At 70.4% G+C, this 19,062-nt stretch carries 14 protein-coding genes, 1 pseudogene and 2 riboswitches; of the genes and pseudogenes, 8 read left to right on the forward strand and 7 right to left on the reverse strand.

Annotation, left to right across the window (positions count from 1 at the left end; translation table 11 throughout):
* Together HDA40_RS32235 and HDA40_RS32240 are read right to left on the reverse strand one after the other, a co-directional pair.
* Positions 1 to 1,305 (reverse strand): DUF58 domain-containing protein, encoded by a 1,305-nt coding sequence (locus HDA40_RS32235; protein WP_253761568.1) that lies wholly within the window; start codon positions 1,303 to 1,305, stop codon positions 1 to 3.
* A gap of 7 nt (positions 1,306 to 1,312) precedes the next feature.
* On the reverse strand, positions 1,313 to 2,338 hold the full coding sequence (locus tag HDA40_RS32240; RefSeq protein ID WP_253763887.1) for an AAA family ATPase: 1,026 nt from the start codon (positions 2,336 to 2,338) through the stop codon (positions 1,313 to 1,315).
* Between the two features lie 381 nt (positions 2,339 to 2,719).
* Between HDA40_RS32240 and leuS the strand changes: the two genes are divergently transcribed.
* Together leuS and HDA40_RS32250 are read left to right on the forward strand one after the other, a co-directional pair.
* Positions 2,720 to 5,563, forward strand: a complete 2,844-nt coding sequence (gene leuS, locus HDA40_RS32245) for a leucine--tRNA ligase (RefSeq protein ID WP_253761569.1) — start codon at positions 2,720 to 2,722, stop codon at positions 5,561 to 5,563.
* A gap of 152 nt (positions 5,564 to 5,715) precedes the next feature.
* Positions 5,716 to 8,370: a beta propeller repeat protein gene (locus HDA40_RS32250; RefSeq protein ID WP_253761570.1), complete on the forward strand. Its 2,655-nt coding sequence runs from the start codon at positions 5,716 to 5,718 to the stop codon at positions 8,368 to 8,370.
* 69 nt (positions 8,371 to 8,439) lie between these two features.
* Here the strand turns inward: HDA40_RS32250 and HDA40_RS32255 are convergent, their stop codons facing one another.
* The 5 genes from HDA40_RS32255 to HDA40_RS32275 are packed head-to-tail and all read right to left on the reverse strand — an operon-like array spanning position 8,440 to position 11,994.
* The gene (locus HDA40_RS32255) at positions 8,440 to 8,877 is read right to left on the reverse strand and encodes a Rieske (2Fe-2S) protein (RefSeq protein ID WP_253761571.1); all 438 of its coding nucleotides are present in this window, start codon (positions 8,875 to 8,877) and stop codon (positions 8,440 to 8,442) included.
* Positions 8,874 to 9,329, reverse strand: coding sequence for a DUF2231 domain-containing protein (locus HDA40_RS32260; protein WP_253761572.1), 456 nt, complete (start codon positions 9,327 to 9,329; stop codon positions 8,874 to 8,876). Before HDA40_RS32260 ends, HDA40_RS32255 begins: the two co-directional genes overlap by 4 nt.
* A gap of 49 nt (positions 9,330 to 9,378) precedes the next feature.
* Positions 9,379 to 10,044 (reverse strand): TVP38/TMEM64 family protein, encoded by a 666-nt coding sequence (locus HDA40_RS32265; RefSeq protein WP_253761573.1) that lies wholly within the window; start codon positions 10,042 to 10,044, stop codon positions 9,379 to 9,381.
* Complete coding sequence (locus tag HDA40_RS32270) at positions 10,041 to 10,748, reverse strand: type 1 glutamine amidotransferase (RefSeq protein ID WP_253761574.1); 708 nt, start codon at positions 10,746 to 10,748, stop codon at positions 10,041 to 10,043. Before HDA40_RS32270 ends, HDA40_RS32265 begins: the two co-directional genes overlap by 4 nt.
* Before the next feature lie 16 nt (positions 10,749 to 10,764).
* Positions 10,765 to 11,994, reverse strand: coding sequence for a MurT ligase domain-containing protein (locus tag HDA40_RS32275; RefSeq protein ID WP_253763888.1), 1,230 nt, complete (start codon positions 11,992 to 11,994; stop codon positions 10,765 to 10,767).
* Positions 11,995 to 12,321: 327 nt separating this feature from the next.
* Positions 12,322 to 12,431, forward strand: a riboswitch (cyclic di-AMP (ydaO/yuaA leader).
* 2 nt (positions 12,432 to 12,433) lie between these two features.
* Here HDA40_RS32275 and HDA40_RS32280 point away from each other — a divergent pair.
* The 6 genes and pseudogenes from HDA40_RS32280 (at position 12,434) to HDA40_RS32305 (ending at position 19,053) form a co-directional block, all read left to right on the forward strand.
* Positions 12,434 to 13,225, forward strand: coding sequence for a C40 family peptidase (locus HDA40_RS32280; RefSeq protein WP_253761575.1), 792 nt, complete (start codon positions 12,434 to 12,436; stop codon positions 13,223 to 13,225).
* 322 nt (positions 13,226 to 13,547) lie between these two features.
* Positions 13,548 to 13,714, forward strand: a riboswitch (cyclic di-AMP (ydaO/yuaA leader).
* A 2-nt stretch (positions 13,715 to 13,716) separates the two neighbouring features.
* Positions 13,717 to 14,346, forward strand: a complete 630-nt coding sequence (locus HDA40_RS32285) for a C40 family peptidase (RefSeq protein WP_253761576.1) — start codon at positions 13,717 to 13,719, stop codon at positions 14,344 to 14,346.
* 386 nt (positions 14,347 to 14,732) lie between these two features.
* Positions 14,733 to 15,176: a division/cell wall cluster transcriptional repressor MraZ gene (gene mraZ / locus HDA40_RS32290; RefSeq protein WP_253761577.1), complete on the forward strand. Its 444-nt coding sequence runs from the start codon at positions 14,733 to 14,735 to the stop codon at positions 15,174 to 15,176.
* 240 nt (positions 15,177 to 15,416) lie between these two features.
* Positions 15,417 to 16,382 (forward strand): annotated as a pseudogene (gene rsmH, locus HDA40_RS32295) (16S rRNA (cytosine(1402)-N(4))-methyltransferase RsmH); the annotation flags it as partial.
* Positions 16,383 to 16,393: 11 nt separating this feature from the next.
* Positions 16,394 to 16,888 carry a cell division protein FtsL gene (ftsL, locus tag HDA40_RS32300; RefSeq protein WP_253761578.1) on the forward strand — a complete coding sequence of 165 codons (495 nt, stop codon included), beginning with the start codon at positions 16,394 to 16,396 and terminating at the stop codon, positions 16,886 to 16,888.
* Complete coding sequence (locus HDA40_RS32305) at positions 16,888 to 19,053, forward strand: peptidoglycan D,D-transpeptidase FtsI family protein (protein WP_253761579.1); 2,166 nt, start codon at positions 16,888 to 16,890, stop codon at positions 19,051 to 19,053. The genes ftsL and HDA40_RS32305 overlap by 1 nt, the downstream gene beginning before the upstream one ends.
* The last annotated feature ends 9 nt before the right edge of the window (positions 19,054 to 19,062 follow it).

The raw sequence follows: 19,062 nt of genomic DNA on the forward strand, positions 1-19,062 counted from the left end.
TCATCGTCGGCCCGTCGTGGGCAGGGCGGTCTCGGCGAGCGCGGCGCGCCAGGCGAACCCGGCCGAACCGCGGCCGGCGTGCGGCCAGAGCGCGGCGAGCTTGGCGCCGTGCTCCGCGCCGACCACCCGCCAGCCGTTGTGCATCAGGGCGAGCGCGGTGGCGGCCCGGTCGCGGTCGGCGGTCGCGCGGGCCTCGGGTGGCAGGTTGAGCCAGGTCGAGGCGTCGATCGCGAACGCGACACAGGTGGTGCCGCTGGCCCGCAACCCGGCGAGGATCTGCGTCTCCGGCTCGCCGAGCTGGCCCAGGATGGCGATGATCAGGCCGCCGTCGGACCGCCGCCGGGAGTGCTCGACCAGGGCGGCCAGCGTGCTCCGATTGCTGGTCTTGACCTCGGCCAGCCGGTCCATCAGGTGCGCCTCGCCGGCCGCGTCGTGCGCGTCGACGTCGATGTCTCCGTCGGAGACCAGCCGGATCCGGTATCCGGCGTCGCGCAGGTGCATCGCGATGCTGGCGGCGGCGGACACGGCCCACTCGAAGCTCGCCGTCGGCCCCTCGCCTCGGTGGGCGACCGCCCGGGAGTCGAGCAGGATCGTCGCCCGGCTCTCCCAGGGCTGCTCCTCACGGCGGACCATCAGCTCGCCGACGCGCGCGGTCGAGCGCCAGTGCACCCGCCGCAGGTCGTCGCCGTGCCGGTATTCGCGGGTCGCCGCGTCGTCCTCGCCGTGTACCGACACCGAGCGCGCCCGGGAGTCGCCCGACCCCGCGAACTCGCCCGCGAGGCGTACCGAGGGAAGCGGCACGACCTGCGGGATCACCACCAGATGGTCGGTGCTCGGGAAGGACCGGGTCAGCTCGCACAGCCCGAACGGGTCGGTCATGCGGATCGCGAGCGGGCCCACCTCGTACCGGCCGCGGGCGTCGGCGCGGACCGTGTAGGCGACCGAACTCGCCTGGCCCGCGCCGAGCCGTTCCAGCACCAGCCGCGGCCGGCTGCCCAGCGCGTACGGGAGGCGGTCCTCCAGCAGCAGCGTCCCGGTGGGCAGCCGGGACATGTTCGCCAGCCGGAGCACGACCCGGGAGCTGGAGCCGACCGGCACCCGGTGCGGCTCCAGGGTCCGCGTGCAGGACAGCTTGTAGCGCGACCGGCCCACATAGGCCGCCGCCAGCAAGGGCAGCACGGCCAGCAGGGCCGCCACGCGCATGAGGTCCCGCTCGCCGAGGATCAGGGACGCGAGCGCGGCAGCGGCAGCCGCGGCGAAGAACGCTCGCCCCCGCGTGGTCAGGCCGCTCAGCGCCTCGCGCACGGCGTCATCACCTCCGCTCGAAAGCCTGCGTGCCCTGCCGCCGCTCGCTCGGCACCGGCAGGCGGTGCACCAGATCCGAGACGATGGCATCAGTGGTACGCCGAGAAAGCTGAGCGTCGGCGGTCGGGATGATCCGGTGCGCCAGGACGGGCACCGCGAGCGCCTGAAGGTCGTCCGGCAGGACGTAGTCGCGGCCGTCCAGGGCGGCGATCGCCTTCGCCGTCCGCAGCAGTTGCAGCGTGGCCCGCGGCGAAGCGCCCAGCCGCAGGTCGCCCGACTCACGGGTGGCCGTCACCAGGGAGATCGCGTAGTTCTTCACGGCGTCGGAGACGTGCACCGCGCGTACGGTGGCGATCATCTCGCGGACGCGGGCCGCGTCGGAGACCGCGACCAGGTTCTCCAGCGGGTCCTGGGCCGAGTGCACGTCGAGCATCGCCAGCTCGGCGTTGGCGTCGGGGTAGCCCATGGCGATCCTGGCGGTGAACCGGTCGCGCTGCGCCTCGGGCAGCGGATAGGTCCCCTCCATCTCGATCGGGTTCTGGGTGGCGATGACCATGAACGGCGTCTGGAGCGGGTAGGTGACGCCGTCGACGGTGACCTGCCGCTCCTCCATGCACTCGAGCAGCGCGGACTGGGTCTTCGGCGAGGCCCGGTTGATCTCGTCGCCGACCACCAGGTTGGCGAAGACCGCGCCGGGCTTGAACTCGAAGTCGTGGTTCTCCTGGTTGTAGACGTTCACGCCGGTGACGTCGCTGGGGAGCAGGTCGGGGGTGAACTGGATGCGCCGCACGGAACAGTCGATCGACCGCGCGAGCGCCTTGGCGAGCTTCGTCTTGCCGACGCCGGGGACGTCCTCGATCAGCAGATGGCCCTCCGCGAGCAGCACGGCGAGCGCCAGCCGGACGGTGGCCGTCTTGCCCTCGATGACCTGCTCGATGTTGGCGACGATGGCTTCCGCCGCCGACTGGAACTCTTCGGCCGGTAGAGCTGGGTTGAGCTCCTCGCGGCCGCCGTCCCACGACCCAGGCGTCAGGGGGTTACGGGTGGTCAACGGGCCTCCTCAAGATCGTGACCTCCGGTGCGTCTGTTAGACGCCCCAGCCCCGCCCGTGGGTTGCAGGCCCGCCGTCGGCGAGGCGGCTCTCAGTGTGGGAGAAGTCTCCCCGAGTTACTTGCTCCCGGCAACAATCCGCGCTACCGGTTCGACGCTACCTCTTGCGCAGCGGTACACTGCGGTGCATGGGCCGGACTTTCGAGCTCCTTAGCGAGCCGTGCTAACGCCACTTCGAGCGTGAGCACGGCGACCCCTCCTGCGTGAGGGGTTTTTTTGTGGGCGCTTGCGCCCACAAACGGAATGTCAGCTGCCTGCTTTTGATCTTGATTTGAACTTTGCATCACCCGAGGGGACCTGACACATGAGCGAGGCGGACACCCCCGCGTTCCGCTACACGGCGGCGCTGGCGAACCAGATCGAGAAGCGCTGGCAGGACTATTGGGCGGCGAACGGCACGTTCCACTCGCCGAACCCGGTCGGCCCGCTCGCCGATCCCGCCCACCCCCGCTCCGGCGCTGACAAGAAGTTCGTGCTGGACATGTTCCCGTACCCGTCCGGGGCGGGCCTGCATGTCGGGCACCCGCTGGGCTTCATCGGCACCGACGTCTTCGCGCGGTTCAACCGCATGGCCGGGTTCAACGTGCTGCACACGATGGGCTTCGACGCCTTCGGCCTGCCCGCCGAGCAGTACGCCGTGCAGACCGGCACGCACCCCCGGGTGACCACCGAGCAGAACGTGGAGCGCTACCGCGCGCAGCTGCGGATGCTGGGCCTGGGCCACGACGACCGGCGCAGCGTCGCCACCACCGATGTGGCCTTCTACCGCTGGACCCAGTGGATCTTCCGGCAGGTCTTCAACGCCTGGTACGACGAGGAAGCCGGCAAGGCTCGCCCGATCGAGGAGCTGGAAGCCGCGTACGCCGCGGGCGAGCGCCCGACGCCGGACGGCCGCGCCTGGTCGGAGCTGTCCGTCCACGAGCGTCGGGCGGTGCTGAACCGGTCGCGGCTGGCGTACGCGTCGAACGCGCCGGTGAACTGGTGCCCCGGGCTGGGCACGGTGCTGGCGAACGAGGAGGTCACCGCCGACGGGCGCAGCGAGCGGGGCAACTTCCCGGTCTTCAAGGCCAACCTGAAGCAGTGGATGATGCGGATCACCGCGTACGGAGATCGGCTGATCGACGATCTGGACACGCTGAACTGGCCGGAACCGATCAAGCTGATGCAGCGCAACTGGATCGGCCGCTCGACCGGCGCCCATGTCGACTTCGGTGCCGACGCCGGCGTGATCAAGGTGTTCACCACCCGTCCCGACACCCTGTTCGGGGCGACCTACATGGTCCTGGCTCCGGAGCACGAGCTGGTTGACGCGCTGGCCCCGGCGGAGTGGCCGGCGGGCACGAACCCGAAGTGGACCGGCGGGCACGCGACGCCGGCCGCGGCGGTGGCGGCGTACCGGGCGTTCGCGGCGGCGAAGACCGATGTGGAGCGACAGGCCGACGCCAAGGAGAAGACGGGCGTCTTCACCGGGGCGTACGCGACGAACCCCGTCGACGGCCGCAGTGTCCCGGTCTTCATCGCCGACTACGTGCTGGCCGGTTACGGCACCGGTGCGATCATGGCGGTGCCCGGCCAGGACGAGCGCGACTGGGCCTTCGCCGAGGTGTTCGAGCTGCCCATCATCCGGACCGTGCAGGCGCCGGAAGGCTGGACGGGCAAGGCGTACACCGGCGACGGCCCGGCGATCAACAGCGCCTCCGAGGTCAGCACCAGCCTGGACGGGCTGGGCGTCACCGAGGCCAAGGCGAAGATCATCGAGTGGCTGGAGGCCGACGGCCACGGCACGGGGGCCATCACCTACCGGCTGCGGGACTGGCTGTTCAGCCGCCAGCGCTACTGGGGCGAGCCGTTCCCGATCGTCTACGAGGTGCTGCCGGACGGCACGGTCAGCGAGGAGCCGATCGCGCTGCCCGAGTCCATGCTGCCGCTGGAGCTGCCCGAGATCGACGACTTCTCCCCGAAGCTGTTCGACCCCAACGACGCGAACACCTCGCCGGAGACGCCGCTGTCGCGTACGCGGGAATGGGTCGAGGTGGAGCTGGACCTGGGCGATGGCCCGAAGCGCTACGTACGCGAGACGAACACGATGCCGCAGTGGGCCGGCTCCTGCTGGTACCAGCTGCGCTACCTGGATCCCACCAACGACCAGGCGTTCGTCGACCCGGCGAACGAGGCGTACTGGGTGGGCCCGCGGCCGGGGCAGGAGTCCGGCGGCGTCGACCTGTACGTCGGCGGCGTCGAGCACGCCGTCCTGCATCTGCTGTACGCCCGTTTCTGGCACAAGGTGCTGTTCGACCTGGGCAAGGTGTCCTCGTTCGAGCCCTACCACCGGCTGTTCAACCAGGGCTACATCCAGGCGTACGCCTACACCGACGAGCGCGGCGTCTACGTCCCGGCCGAGGAGGTGACCGAGGAGTCCAGCGGCGTCTACGTCTGGCAGGGCGAGAAGGTCGACCGCGAGTACGGGAAGATGGGCAAGTCCCTGAAGAACGTCGTGACTCCGGACGAGATGTGCGCGCAGTACGGTGCGGACACCTTCCGGGTCTACGAGATGTCGATGGGGCCGCTGGAGGTGTCCCGTCCGTGGGAGACCCGGGCGGTCATCGGCGCGCAGCGGTTCCTGCAGCGGGTCTGGCGGGCGATCGTCGACGAGGAGACCGGTCAGGCCGTCGTCGTCGACGAGGCCGCCGATGAGGCGACCCAGCGGCTGCTGCACAAGACCATCGCGGGCGTCCGTGAGGACATGTCGGAGCTGCGGTTCAACACCGCGGTGGCGAAGCTGATCGAGCTGACCAACGGCATCACCCGGCTGGGGCGCACGCCGCGGGCCACCGCGGAGGCACTGACGTTGATGGTCGCGCCGTTCGCCCCACACATCGCCGAGGAGCTGTGGCGCAAGCTGGGTCACGACGACTCGCTGACCTACGCCGACTTCCCGCAGGCCGACCCGGCCCTGCTGGTCGAGGACCAGGTCACCTACCCGGTCCAGATCAACGGCAAGGTCCGCGGCCGGATCGAGGTCGCGGCTTCCGCCGCGGAGGAAGTGGTACGCGCGGCGGCGCTGGACGCCGTCGCGGACTCGCTGGCCGGCAAGGAGCCGAGGAAGGTCATCGTCGTCCCGGGCCGGATGGTCAGCGTCGTCGTGTGACCTTCGAGCGTTAGATGACAACACTGTCATCCCAGGTGGCGGCCCGTCTACGTGAGGAGACGGGCCGTTCGCCGTCTATGGACGTACCCCGTGACAAAACTGGGGACATCGGTCGATGATCGCTTCCGGGCGGCGCGACGAAGCTGTGGCTCATGAAGCTATTGGCCACGCGACGTCGCAAGATAACCGCCGCCATCGCGGCCGTCCTGCTCGTCGGGGCCGGCGGGGCGGCGGCCGCCGGTGAGAAGTTCTGGGAAGAGATCGGGGTGCTCGACGAACCCGGCGCGGGCACGCCGTTCCAGCCGCACGAGTTCGCCGAGATGATGGCGGGGGAGGCCGGGGAGAATCCGGCCGACGAGGCGTTCGAGGCGCTGACCATCGCGCAGCAGTTCGCCGACGCCCGCACCTCGCCGGGCATCGTCGCGCCGGGCGCCTACAGCGCGGCGTACGCGCAACTCACCTCGATGCCGAAGACGGCGGGGACGTGGAGCGAGGTGACCAACAAGGTCTACGACGCCGACGATCCCCGGTATCGCGACTGGTACTCGAACTCCAGCGGCGGCGCGGGGAATGTGACGGGCCGGATCACCGGTCTCGTCGCCGACAACGCCGGGCACGTGTACGCCGCGGGCGCGGACGGCGGCGTCTGGCGCTCGTCCACCGGCGGCGGCCAGTGGACCCCGATCGCCGACCAGCTTCCGTCGCTGTCCAGCGGCACCCTCGTCCTCGCCGAGGACGGCTCGCTCTGGTACGGCACCGGCGAGGCCAACACCGGTGGGACGGCGTACGCCGGATCCGGGGTGTATCGCCTGGCGGATCCGGTGAGCGGCCAGTTCACTCCGGCCGGCCGGGTCGGCGGGACCGAGCTGGAGAGCAGCGTCATCTCCAAGCTGCGCTTCGCGGGCGGCACCGTGTGGGCGGCCACCAACCGCGGGGTCTACAGCCACTCCGCGACGACGGCGACCGGTGCCTGGACCCTCCAGTACGCCCCCAACCCGTCGTTTCTGCCGGGTGGAGCCGACGCGGGCAACGCGAACGCGGCGTACAAGAACATCGTGAACGACATCGCGCCGGACCCGAAGGACCCGAAGCACGTCGTGGCCGCGATCGCCTGGCGGTCGGGGGACACCTACAACGGGTTCTACGAGACCGCCGACTACACCCAGGGTTCGGCGAGCTGGCACAAGGTGAATCCGACCGGGGCGATCCCGGCGGACGACATCGGCCGGGTCACCTTCGCGTACGCCGCCGACGGCAGCGCCCTGTACGCGGTCAACCAGTCGCCCAAGCTGCTGAACAAGCTGGTCGGCACGGTCAACAGCTACCTCGACGGGGTCTACGTCTCGAACTCGGGTGACCCGGCCGGGCCGTGGTCGAAGATCGCGGAGTCGGAGAAGCTGGCGAACTCGGGCTCGGCGTTGAAGCAGTCGGTCGGCGGCAAGGGCTACGGTCCCGGCATCCAGTCCTGGTACAACCACTTCCTGCAGGTCGATCCGGCCAACCCCAAGCACGTGTGGCTGGGCCTGGAGGAGGTCTATGAGACCACGGACGCCGGGGCGACCTGGAAGACGATCGGCCCGTACTGGAACTTCTACTTCGGCTGCTGGGCGATCAGCGACAAGGACAACACCTGCCCGGACAGCACCCACCCGGACCAGCACTCCGTGGCGGTCGGCAGCTATCAGGGCAAGGCCTACGTCTACGTCGGCAACGACGGCGGCGTCTTCCGGCGCCCGGTGAACGGCGCGGTCAACCGCGACGGGCACGCGACCGACTGGCAGAGCCTCAACGACGGGACCATCGACGCCCTGCAGTACTACTCGGTCTCCGTCGGCAAGGACGGTTCCGGCGTCGGGGTGGCGGGCGGCCTGCAGGACAACGGCGCGTCCATCCTGCGGCCCGGCGACACCGTGATGGGCTCGCACTTCGGCGGCGACGGCGGCGACTCGCTGGCCAACCCGCAGAACTTCTGCCAGCAGGTCCAGGAGTACACCAACCTGGCGATGCGCTCGACCGAGAACTGCGCGGTGAACCCTGGCGCGGACACGATCGACAAGGCGACCTCGTACGACATCCAGCCGTACACGAACCGGCCGGGCGACGAGCCGGCCCGCTTCATCGCCCCGTTCTCGCCGGACGCGGGCAACCCGAATGTCTGGGTGGCCGGCGGCCAGCACGTGTGGGTCAACGACCTGGGCTTCGCCATCCGCACCGGCAAGCAGTGGAAGAGCGTGTTCGACCTGGGGGCCGGGCACACCGCCACCTCGGTCGCGGTGGCCGGCGGGACGGCGTACGTGGGCTGGTGCGGGCCGTGCAACAACGCCGGGTTCACCCGCGGCGTGGCCACGGGCAAGATCGGCGACCCGACCAGCTGGCACCAACTGGCCCTGCCGTCGACCGGCGTCGTGCCGAACCGGTTCGTGCAGGGCATCGAGGTCGACCCGACCGACGGCCAGCACGTGTTCCTCGCGATGAACGGGTTCTCCCGGCGCTTCACCGAGGGACCGGGCGCGGGATTCGGCCACGTCTTCGAGTCGCACAACGGCGGGGCCGACTGGACGGACGTCTCGGCGAACCTTCCGGACGTTCCGGCCAGCTCGATCAAGCTGCTGCCCGGTGGCGCGCTGGTGCTCACCACCGACCTGGCCACCTTCTACCGGCCGGGCGGCACGGCGACCTGGCAGCGGCTCGGGTCCGGGCTGCCGCTGACCGTCGGGATGGACGTGGAGTACTCGACTGTGGACAACTCCGTCTACGTCGCCACCCACGGCCGGGGCATCTGGCGGCTCAGTCTGGGACAGCTGTGACCCTGGCCGGCCCGGCCGGCCGGTGATTCCACCCGGTGAGGGCGGCTTCGCACCGCCGCCCTCACCGGGTCACGGCTGCAGGACGATCGAGTCGCCGTTGACCGTCACGTTCTTCGCCGGCAGCCCCATGGTGGCCGGTCCCTGTTTGACCGCCCCGTCGGTGATCGAGTACTGGCTGCCGTGGCAGGGGCAGTTGATGGTGCCGTTGGCCACCGTGCCGACCGTGCAATGCATGTGGGTGCAGATGGCGCTGAATCCCTTGAACGAGCCCGCGGTCGGTTGCGTCACCACCACCTCCTGAGTCGCGAAGATCTTGCCGCCGCCGACCGGGATGTCCGCCGTCTTGCCCAGCGTGGTCGGGGCGGTCACCTCGGTCGTGGCCTGCGCCGTCGGCGTGGCGGTCGAACCGCCGCCGTTGCTGCTGCCGCACGCGGCGGCCAATCCGGTCGCGGCGACCCCCGCGGCTCCGGCGATCCCGGACACGAAGGCCCGGCGAGTGGATGTCATGTACGCCCCCACACTGATTCGGCGCCGGAGTCCCCGGTACGCACGACGTAATAGGCCGTGACGACGGCCAGCACCAGCACCACCACCTGTGCTCCGGTCCGCAGCCAGGGTGTCTGCGGGGTGCGCTGAAGCACCCAGAACAGCAGCCCCACGGCCAGACCCAGGGCCAGCGTCCACCAGAAGGTGGCGGTGCCGAACGAGCGATGCTGCAGCACCTTCAGCGGCTTCTGGGCGGGAAAGCGAGCGGCGATGAACTTGTCGCCGGACAGCTTCGCGGCCAGCGCGGCCAGCGGCGCGAGCACCGCCAGCCCGGCGGTCAGCCACCCCGTCTTCGCCCGCCAGCGTGGGACGAAGGCGTACACGATGGCGAACAGCGCCAGCAGAGGCACGAAGACGACCGCCGCATGCACGAAGAGCGGATGGGCCGGTATGCCCAGAATGTCACTGAACATGACGCCAGTCTGGTAGATCCCACCTGACCGTGCTGGGCTTTCGCTCAGATCACGAGCGGCGGGACGTCACTCGCCAGTAGACGGCCGCACTCGCGCTGACGAGCGCGCCCAGGGCGGCGGGCAGATAGGTGAGCAGGGTGACGCCGTCCGGTGAGACGACCGCGGCCCCGATGGCGGCGTACGCGAACGCGCTGGGCGCGCCGCCGAGCGCCGTTCCCGCCAGGTAATGCCGGAAACGCGTCGCCGAGCTGCCGTACGCGTACCCGACGAGGCCGAACGGTGCGATCGGCAGGAGGCGGACGACCACCACGGCGAGCGTGCCGCGCTGGGCCAGCCACTCGTCCAACCGCGCGATGCGCCCGCGCAACCGCCGTCGCACGGTTTCCCGGCCCGCCCAGCGACCCAGCCAGAACGTCGCGATGGCAGCGCCGACCGCCGCGACCAGGGCCACGCCCGCCCCGGCCGTCGCACCGAACAACAAGCCGCAGGCCAACGAGATCGCCGTACGCGGAACGAGCGCCATGAGCAGGGCGGCTCCGGCGACGACGGCGGCGGCGGGGCCGAACGCGCCGAGCTCGCGTACCTCGTCGGGCACCGAGCCCAGGGGAACTCGACTGGCTAGCAACGCCACCGCGCCCACACCGAGAGCGAGGGCGCCGGCACGGATCAGCGCCCGGCGCCGGAAGTCCGCCGCCGGGGTGTCAGCAGTCGTCATCGGCCGACGGCGGTGAGCCGCTCGGCCCGGAGCCGATCCGGCCAGGTGTCGTCCAGCGGCCCCAGCGACTGTTCGCCGGTCGCCCAGCAGAGCAGGAGATCTGCGAGCGCAGGGTTACGAGCCAGGGCCGGGCCGTGTGCGTACGTCCCGAGAATCGTCTCGGACCAGGCCCCCTCCGTGACGCCGTCGTTGCCGACGCCCGTGGTGACGCGGAGCAGGGGCTTGACGCCGGGGCCGAGATGCGTGCGACCGCCGTGGTTCTCGAAGCCGGTCAGCGGCGGGAGGCCGAGCGTGGGGTCGACGTCGCCCGCCAGTTCGCCGACGGCGCGCGAGGGGCCGCGGTCCGAACTGATGTCGATCATGTCGAGGCCGGGGCACTTGTCGCCCTTGGCGAAGAAGCTGCTGCCGAGGAGCTGGTAGCCGGCGCAGACGGCGAAGACCACGGCGCGGTTCGCCGCCGCGCGGGCCAGCCCGCCGTCGTTGAGCAGCCGTTGCGCGGCGAGCGCCTGCGGGCCGTCCTCGCCGCCGCCGAGCAGGTAGATGTCGCCCTGCTCGGGCAGCCGCTGGTCGGAGCGGACCTCGACGGTCTGGGCGGGGATGCCGCGGGCGCGGGCGCGGTGAGCCAGGATCAGCATGTTGCCGCGGTCGCCGTAGGTGGAGAGCAGGTCGGGGTAGACCCAGACGATCTGCAGGCCACCGTTCACCTCAGAGGCTGGGCTATCAAAGGACACGATCCAACTCCGCTCGGATGTCTTGGAAAGCGGTGTAGTTGGCGATGACCTCCAGGCGGCCCTGCGGCACCGCACCGACCGCGTCGGCGAAGGTCTTGACGTGCGTGAACGGCACATCGTTGATCTCCAGCCGGACCGCCAGGTCCATCGCCCGATCGCCGCTCACGAGGACCTGACGCCCCCGGAGCGGGCTGAAGTCCACGTCGTAGAGCCAGCTCGTGTCCAGCCCGTCGGGGTCGCGGGCGTTGATCGCCAGCAGCGTCGGCGCGACGTCGGCCATCTCGAACGCCTCGAGCCAGCTCGCCGGGTTCTTCGCCAGCAGCAGCCGGACCAGGCGGCCCTCGCGCTCCACCTGGGCGTAGCGGCCGGCCACGCTGGCCACCGAGCCGAGCCGGGGGATGGCGTCCACCGGATTCACCCCGAACCGGGCGGCCACGGCCAGCGCGGTCGCGGCGTTGCCCAGGTTGACCGTGCCGGGAAGCTGGAGCTTCACCTCGTGCGGCTGGCCCTCGGGGTCGACGACCTCGCCGTCGAGCAACGTCCACTGCGGAGTCGGCCGACGCAGGTCGCCGTTGGCGCAGGCCCAGCCGCCCGCCTCGCCGCGCTGGATGTGGCCGCCGCACGCCGGGCAGACGTGCGAGTCGTCCTGCCAGCGCTGACCGGCCGAGAACCAGGTGACCTCGGCGACGGGGTGGGCGCCGGCGGCGTAGACCACCATCGGGTCGTCGGCGTTGGCCACGATGTGCACCGCCGGGTGCGACGCGAGCGCCTGCCGCCAGAGGTCGGCCATCATGGCGACCTCCTTGGCCCGGTCGAGCTGGTCGCGCGACAGGTTGAGCAGCGCCACCACCCGGGGCTGGGTCGCCTGGATGACCTGGGCCAGGTAGTGCTCGTCGACTTCGAGCACCGCGTAACGGGTGGTCCCGGCGCGGGCGAGCGCGGAGGTGTGCCCGGTCGGCATGTTCGCGCCGAACGAGTTCGTCGCGACGTCGCCGAGGACGCCCAGCGCCGCGGCGGTGAACCGGGTCGTGGTCGTCTTGCCGTTGGTGCCGGAGACCAGCGCGATCTGCCGGCCCGCCGCCAGATGGGCGAGCAGGTCGGGGTCGATCATCATGCCGAGCCGGCCGCCGATGACCGAACCGTCGCCTCGCCCGGTAGCGCGCGACAGCGCGGCCGCCGTCTTCGAGACGGAAACGGCGAAGGCCGTACGCAGCGGCAGCTTCTTCTCGTCCGACACGCGGCTAGAGTACGCGATCTGCCTTCGTGATTGGTTGTGTGGCCTGAATCACGGACATCTCGGGCAATCTGCCGGGACAATCCGGGCGCTCGTCGCGGCTGCGGGACATCTTGGCTGCTCAGCGGCCCTGCGGCGGGTTTGGCTGGGCGTCGAGGATGCACTAGAAAAAGGACGCCGGTCGATGACCGGTGGACGTTCCGGTCCCGTCGAACCCTGCCCGGCCGGACGTCGACCCCCAGAACAGCATCGGGCAGGGGTGGGGGACCCACTTTCGCCTCGCGACTCACGCGGCCGGCCTCGCTTCCCCAGGAGCCGGTCTCGCCGCGCGCGGGGCTCGGGGTGTAGCCGCGCTCAGCGGCCGGGCAACCCTTCCGCGCCCGAACCCGACAGCTCACCTCACAGGCGTGCTGAAGGGACCCCTATGGCCATCTTCCGTATGGTCGCCTCCCGCTGGGAGCGTGCTCGAAATCTCCTGCTCGGCGGCCATCGTCGTCTGTTCGGCAGCTGGCGTCTTCTGTTCGGTAGCCGGCGGCGGGGCTTGGTCACCGCTGGGGCCGCGGCGATCGCAGCGGCTGCGGTCGGCCTCCCGGCGCTCGCCGCCGGACCCGGAGGTTCTCCGGCCCCGTCCGAGCTTTCGCTGTCGATCGCGCCCTCGGCGTACGCCTCGGTCTCAGCGTCGGCGTCTGGTGCGGCGTCCGCGTCCTCTTCGGCGTCGATGTCAGCTTCGGGCACGGCGGGCTTGGGTTCGGCGGCGTCGGCCGCCGCGTCCGCTGCGACCGCTGCTGCGGCCAAGGCTGCGGCACCGGCCAGGGCTGCTGCTGCGTCGGCGGCGAAGAGAGCAGCGTCCGCTGCCGCCGCCTCGACGAAGGCGGCGATCGTCCTGCGCGAGGTGGCGAAGCTCAAGGGCTCGCCCTACGTGTTCGGCGCGACCGGACCGCGGACCTTCGACTGCTCCGGGCTGACCCAGTTCGTGTACGCCAAGATCGGCGTCAAGCTCGTCAACTATGTGCCGACGCAGCTCAACAAGGCGAAGGTCGTCCCGCATGCGAAGCAGCGTCCGGGCGACCTGATCTTCTTCCTGAGCGGCGACTTCGCCTACCACGTCGGCATCTATGCGGGGAACCACAAGATGTGGGACGCCCCGACCGAGGGGCAGACCGTCGGCCTGCACGAGATCTGGGACGACTCCTACGTCGTCGGCCAGTTCTACTGAGTCCTCTACTAAGTGTTCGGCTGAGTCCGGCTCGTCCGATCGGGGGATCTCCCGGGTCGGCCGAGCCGGACGACTTCTGTGGGCTGCGTCACCAACTGAACCGGACATCCCGGCAGGCAATATCGGACATCGATGTCTTGACCACTCGCCAAGGGTAGTTTTCCCAGCTCTCAGACCTTCTTCAGGTTCTTGGCCAATTCGCAGGTTCTCGGTAGAAACGATCCGCCGACCGGGTTCACCTGGGCGGCGGCGCCGCGGATACGCCGAATCCCGCCCGTTCGCGGTGCCCACCCCACGCAGCAGTGGATGGGCGGGAGTGGGGGAACCACCTTCGCCGGATCTGGTCGCGGACCCGGCTCGGGGTGAAGCCACCGGCGTCCGCTCAGGACACCCGCCCCCGGTGGACCTCCGTCCTGAATGGATGCCGTGGCCGGGCCGCCTTCCCGCCCGAACCCGACAGCTCACTTCGCAGGCGTGCCGGAAGGACGACGATGAAGTCTCAGATCAGGCGGCGTACCGCCAGACTCCTGCTGGCCGTCGGCGCGGGCGTCCTGGCGGCGACGCTGACGGGGACCCCCACCCAAGCCTCCTCGGTGGACTCGGCTGCCGCGGCGCTCGCCTCGGCTCCGGCTGCGATCGTCGTGACCGGAGTCGGCGCGGCCGACACGGTCGTGACGGAGAACGCGGCCGTCGCCACGACCGCCGTCGCCACCAACGTGACTGCCTCGGCCTTCACCGCCGCTCCCACCGCTGTCAGCTCCCGGGCGGCCAAGGCGGCGAAGGTGATCGCGCTGGCGAAGCAGTACAGCGGCCGTCCCTACCGCTGGAGCGCCGCGGGACCCAAGCGGTTCGACTGCACCGGGTACACGAAGTTCATCTACAAGAAGGTCGGCGTCAAGCTCCCCCACAGCGGCGCCCAGGGCAAGAAGGGGAAGAAGGTCTCCCGGGCCAAGGCGCTTCCCGGTGACCTGGTGATCTTCCGCGACTCCGGCGGTCGCGTCTACCACGTCGGCATCTACGCCGGCGGCAACAAGATGTACGACGCCCCGACATACGGCAAGAAGACCGGACTGCACCGCATCTGGAGCAAGAAGGTCGAGTTCCGCCGGGTGCTCGGCTAAAGCCCGATCACCCATCCCCCTAAAGACCTCTCACCCATCCCCGTAATGCAGCGGGCCCGCACCTGATGGTGCGGGCCTTGCTGTTTCGGCGATCGGCTGTGCGGTGATCGCTTAACTCGTGCTTAACGAGCGGTAATGGCATCGGTGACGGTGATGTCGGAAACCGGACGATGTTGATCTTCATTGCCCCCCTCCACCCGAACGTACCTGTTGTGACCTGGCCAAATGGGGAGGGCTCGGGGCGTCGGGGCGGTCGATTTTGGTTGACGGTGGAGGGAAGTGGAGTAAAGTGGGGCCCACTGGTGGGGCTGGGAGGCCCGGCCGGCCGGGGGAGCGGCTCGCCGCGAACGAGCTGATCCCGTCTGCGTCATCGGGGGGTGGGGCCGATGTTTCTCGGCACGCATACCCCCCGCCTGGACGACAAAGGCCGGTTGATTCTTCCGGCGAAGTTCCGGGACGAGCTGGCGGGAGGTGTCGTGATCACTAAAGGGCAGGAGCGCTGTCTCTACGTGTTCCCGGTCGCCGAGTTCCAGCGATACGCCGCCGAGCAGTCGGCCCGTCCGATGAGTGACAAGGCGGCCCGGGCGTACACCCGGGTGCTGTTCTCCGGCGCTCACGACGAGGTCCCCGACAAGCAGGGCCGGGTCACCATTCCGCCGACGCTCCGAGCGTACGCGGGACTGGAGCGAGACCTGGTGGTGATCGGCGCGAGCACTCGTGTCGAGATCTGGGACAACGCCGCCTGGGAGGCGTACCTCGCCGAAAGCGAGGAATCCTTCTCGGACGTCGACACCGCCGGCTACGCCGGCCTGCCGACGGAGGCGGGGTGACGCCGGCCCGACGGTGAGCGCCAGGCGCCTGGAAGCGATGCCGCGAACATCGCAGCACCGGGCACGAAACCGGCGTACCGCGAGATCTCCAGCCGCTTGTCGGCTCCTGGCGCCACTTCCCCGGCGCCAGGCGTACTGCTCTCTCGAACCCCTTGGGAACGGGGAACAAGAGGTGCGAGAAGCGGATGGGGATCTGGCGGTACGCCGGGATCAACGAGAGCAGAACAGCAGGGGGTCGAGATGCAGCAGCCGCGGGGCAAGCACGTGCCCGTCCTGCTTGAACGCTGCCTCGACCTGCTGGCTCCCGCGCTCACCGTCGACCGCGCCGAGCAGGCCGGCGGCCGGACGTATCACGTCGACGCGACCCTCGGCCTGGGCGGCCACGCCGAAGCCGTGCTCCAACGCCACCCCGAGACGGTCCTCATCGGGCTCGACCGGGACACCGAGGCGCTGGAGCACTCCCGGCGACGGCTGGCTCCCTTCGCCGACCGCATTCATCTGGTGCACGCCGTCTATGACGAGCTTCCGCGCGTACTGCGGGACCTCCGGATCGACCGAATCGACTCGATCCTGTTCGACCTGGGCGTCTCCTCGTTGCAGCTGGACGAGGCGGACCGGGGCTTCGCGTACGCGCAGGACGCCCCGCTCGACATGCGGATGGACCAGACCCGGGGCATGACGGCCGAGCAGGTGATCAACACCTACGACGCCGGCCAGCTGGCCCGGGTGCTGCGGGTCTACGGCGAGGAGAAGTTCGCGTCCCGGATCGCGGCGTCGATCCTCAAGGAACGGGCGAAAGGTCCGCTCACCAGCTCGGCGCGGTTGGCTGAACTGGTTCGCGACGCCATCCCGGCGGCCACCCGGCGTACCGGGGGACATCCGGCGAAGCGGACCTTCCAGGCATTGCGCATCGAGGTGAATCGGGAACTGGTGGTGCTGGAAGCGGCACTGCCGGCGGCCCTGGACGTTTTAACGCCTGGCGGCCGGATCGTGGTCATGTCCTACCACTCGCTGGAGGACCGGATCACCAAGCAAGCGTTCGCAGCGCGGGCGCGGTCCACCGGGCCGATCGACCTTCCGGTCGAACTTCCCGGCACCGGACCGACCCTGCGGCTGCTGACCAGGGGGGCGGAGCTGCCCAGCGAGTCCGAGGTCGCGGAGAACCCGCGAGCCGCCTCGGTTCGCCTGCGGGCGGCAGAGAAGATCGGGGGCGAGGCATGAGCAACTCCAACGCGGCGCGTGCGCCGCGCGACGACGACCGTCGCTTCGACCGGGCTCGTGGGGGCGAGCTGCGGAGCGACGCGCGTACCGAGGCTCGTGGTGAGACGGGCCGGACCACACCGGAGCGGCCGAAGCTGCGGCTGGCGCCGCCGATGCCGGTGTCCGGCCCGCGGGTGCCGTTCGTCGTGATGATCGTGGTCCTGGTGATGGCCGGGGTCGTGGGCATCCTGGCGCTCAACCAGAAGATCAACGAGAACGCGTTCAAGCTCGACAAGCTGCGGGCGGAGCAGGCCAAGCTGGACCGGCAGGAGCAGGACCTCAACCAGCAGATCGCCGAGAAGGAGGCGCCGGGCAACCTGGCGGCTCAGGCTCGCAAGCTGGGCCTGGTCCCGGCGGGCGCGCCGGCCTTCATCCGGCTGCCGGACGGCCGTGTCGTCGGCGTACCGCAGCCGGCCAACGGCGAGCCGGCCATCACCAGCCAGGGGGGCTGATGCCGCAGCGGCGTGGCTCCGACGGACGGGGGTCGGACGGGCAGGGCTTCGGCGACCGTGGGCGTACCGGCAAGTCCGGTGCGCCCACCGGCCGTTCCTCCGGGCAGAACTCGTCCGGGCAGGACTCGCCGGGCCGGAACCGGAGCGAACTGGGCCGCGCGCGCGCCTACACCCCCCGCGGCCGCACCGTACGCGAGCAGTCGTCGCTGCGCGTCGTGCCGCCGATCGATCACGAAGAAGCGGAGTCGATCAGGGACTCCCGGACACGACACACCGGTGGATCACGACCGAAAGTTCATGATCGCGCGGACAAGGGGGGCGCGAGCGAGCGGGCGGCCCGAGCGGGAGCGAGAGGCCGGGGAGCGAGCGGGCGCGGAGCGCCGGCGAAGCCGGGGCGGCCGAAGGCGGTCAAGGTGCCGAAGCCGCCCCGTCCGGCGAATCCCCAGCGACGGCTGCGGCTGGCGGCCGGTCTCGCGCTGCTGATGTTCGCGGCGGTCGGCGTACGCCTTGTCGAGTTGCAGTTCGAGGGCGCGCCCGCGGCGGCCGCTCAGGGTTTGCAGTCGCGCCTGGCGCACGATGTGCTCTACGCCTCGCGTGGATCCATTTTGGACCGCAATGGCGCGATCATGGTGCACAGCGTCGAGGCCCGGATGGTGTACGCCGACCCGACCCAGGTCAAGGATCCGGCTGCGGCGGCGGCCCGGCTCGCGCCGTTGCTGGGCCGGCCCGTGTCGGAGTTGCTGCCGCTGTTGTCCCCGCACACTCAGCCGAACAGCACCGAGCAGCAGCGCTATGAGGTGCTCGCGCAGGGGGTGAAGATCGAGACCGGGGACGCGGTGCAGGGCCTGCGTCTCGACGGCGTCGAGGTGGAGCGCAGCGATCTGCGGGACGTGCTGAGCCAGGACGTCGCGGCCAACCTCATCGGCTTCACCAACGCCGACGGCGGCCTCGTCGGCCTGGAGGCGCGCTTCGACGACCTGCTCGCCGGGAAGAACGGGCTGCGCACATACGAGGTGGGCCGGGGGGATCAGCTCGACAAGGAGATCCCCGGCGGTTACCACAACACGGTCGCCGCGCGGAACGGCTCGACCTTGCAGCTCACTGTCGACCGGGATCTCCAGTACGAGGTCCAGCGCATCCTCACCGCGAAGATGCAGCAGGTCAAGGCGACCTTCGGCAGCGCGACGGTGATCGACGTGAAGACCGGCGAGGTGGTGGCGCAGGCGAGCTGGCCGACCTACGACGCGGCCAACCCGCTGGCGAGCCGGCCGCAGGACCGGGGCGACGTCGCGAGCAACGAGCTGGTCGACCCGGGTTCGGTGCACAAGGCGATCGTGCTGGCCGGGGCGCTGGAGGAGGGCGTGATCACGCCGGACTCGACCGTGACGATCGCGCCGACGATCAAGGTCGCCGACAAGACCTATGAGGACACTCACCCGTTCCCGAGCGGTACGAAGATCACCATGCCGGGGCTGATGGCGTACTCGTCGAACGTGGGCACCATCAAGATCTCGCAGCAGCTGGGCGCGGAGAACCTCTACAAGTACCAGCGGCTGTTCGGGCTCGGGCAGCCCACCGGGATCTCCATCCCCGGCGAGGCCTCCGGCGTCGCCCGGCCGCCGTCGGAGTGGCAGGGGTCCGACTTCGGCTCGATCCCGATCGGCAACGGCGTCTCGGTGACCCCGTTGCAGATGACCGCGGCGTACGCGGCGATCGCGAACGACGGCGTCTGGGTCCAGCCGCACCTGGTCAAGAACATCATCAGCCCGGACGGCAAGGTGCAGGCGGCCGAGGCCGCGCCCAGTCACCGGGTGATCAGCGCCGAGCACGCCGCCCAGTTGCGGCAGATCATGGAGCCGGTGACGACGGCGCCGGGCGCGACCGCGCGCAGCGCCGCGATCGCCGGATACCGGGTCGCCGGCAAGACGGGCACCGGGCGCTATTACGCCACGAACGGGTACGGCAAGGGCGAGGTCGCGTCGTTCATCGGGATGGCGCCGGCCGAGTCGCCCCGCTACGTGATCGGCGTGTTCGCGTACACACCGGGGGGCAACGGCGGCGCGGTCTGCGGACCGGCGTTCCGGGACATGATGTCGTTCGCGCTCAAGCACTTCGGCGTCGCCCCGAGCGGCGAGAAGCCCCCGACCTTCGTGGCCACCCGCTGACCTCCGGTA

Source organism: Hamadaea flava, assembly GCF_024172085.1.
In the GTDB taxonomy this organism is placed as follows: Bacteria; Actinomycetota; Actinomycetes; order Mycobacteriales; family Micromonosporaceae; genus Hamadaea; species Hamadaea flava.

What these genes read in the sequence shown, in the direction of transcription:
- leuS (WP_253761569.1), top strand. Translation starts at nt 2,720, where the DNA reads ATGAGCGAGGCGGACACCCCCGCGTTCCGCTACACGGCGGCGCTGGCG.
- HDA40_RS32250 (WP_253761570.1), top strand. Translation starts at nt 5,716, where the DNA reads ATGAAGCTATTGGCCACGCGACGTCGCAAGATAACCGCCGCCATCGCG.
- HDA40_RS32255 (WP_253761571.1), bottom strand. Translation starts at nt 8,877, where the DNA reads ATGACATCCACTCGCCGGGCCTTCGTGTCCGGGATCGCCGGAGCCGCG.
- HDA40_RS32260 (WP_253761572.1), bottom strand. Translation starts at nt 9,329, where the DNA reads ATGTTCAGTGACATTCTGGGCATACCGGCCCATCCGCTCTTCGTGCAT.
- HDA40_RS32265 (WP_253761573.1), bottom strand. Translation starts at nt 10,044, where the DNA reads ATGACGACTGCTGACACCCCGGCGGCGGACTTCCGGCGCCGGGCGCTG.
- HDA40_RS32280 (WP_253761575.1), top strand. Translation starts at nt 12,434, where the DNA reads ATGGCCATCTTCCGTATGGTCGCCTCCCGCTGGGAGCGTGCTCGAAAT.
- HDA40_RS32285 (WP_253761576.1), top strand. Translation starts at nt 13,717, where the DNA reads ATGAAGTCTCAGATCAGGCGGCGTACCGCCAGACTCCTGCTGGCCGTC.
- mraZ (WP_253761577.1), top strand. Translation starts at nt 14,733, where the DNA reads ATGTTTCTCGGCACGCATACCCCCCGCCTGGACGACAAAGGCCGGTTG.
- ftsL (WP_253761578.1), top strand. Translation starts at nt 16,394, where the DNA reads ATGAGCAACTCCAACGCGGCGCGTGCGCCGCGCGACGACGACCGTCGC.
- HDA40_RS32305 (WP_253761579.1), top strand. Translation starts at nt 16,888, where the DNA reads ATGCCGCAGCGGCGTGGCTCCGACGGACGGGGGTCGGACGGGCAGGGC.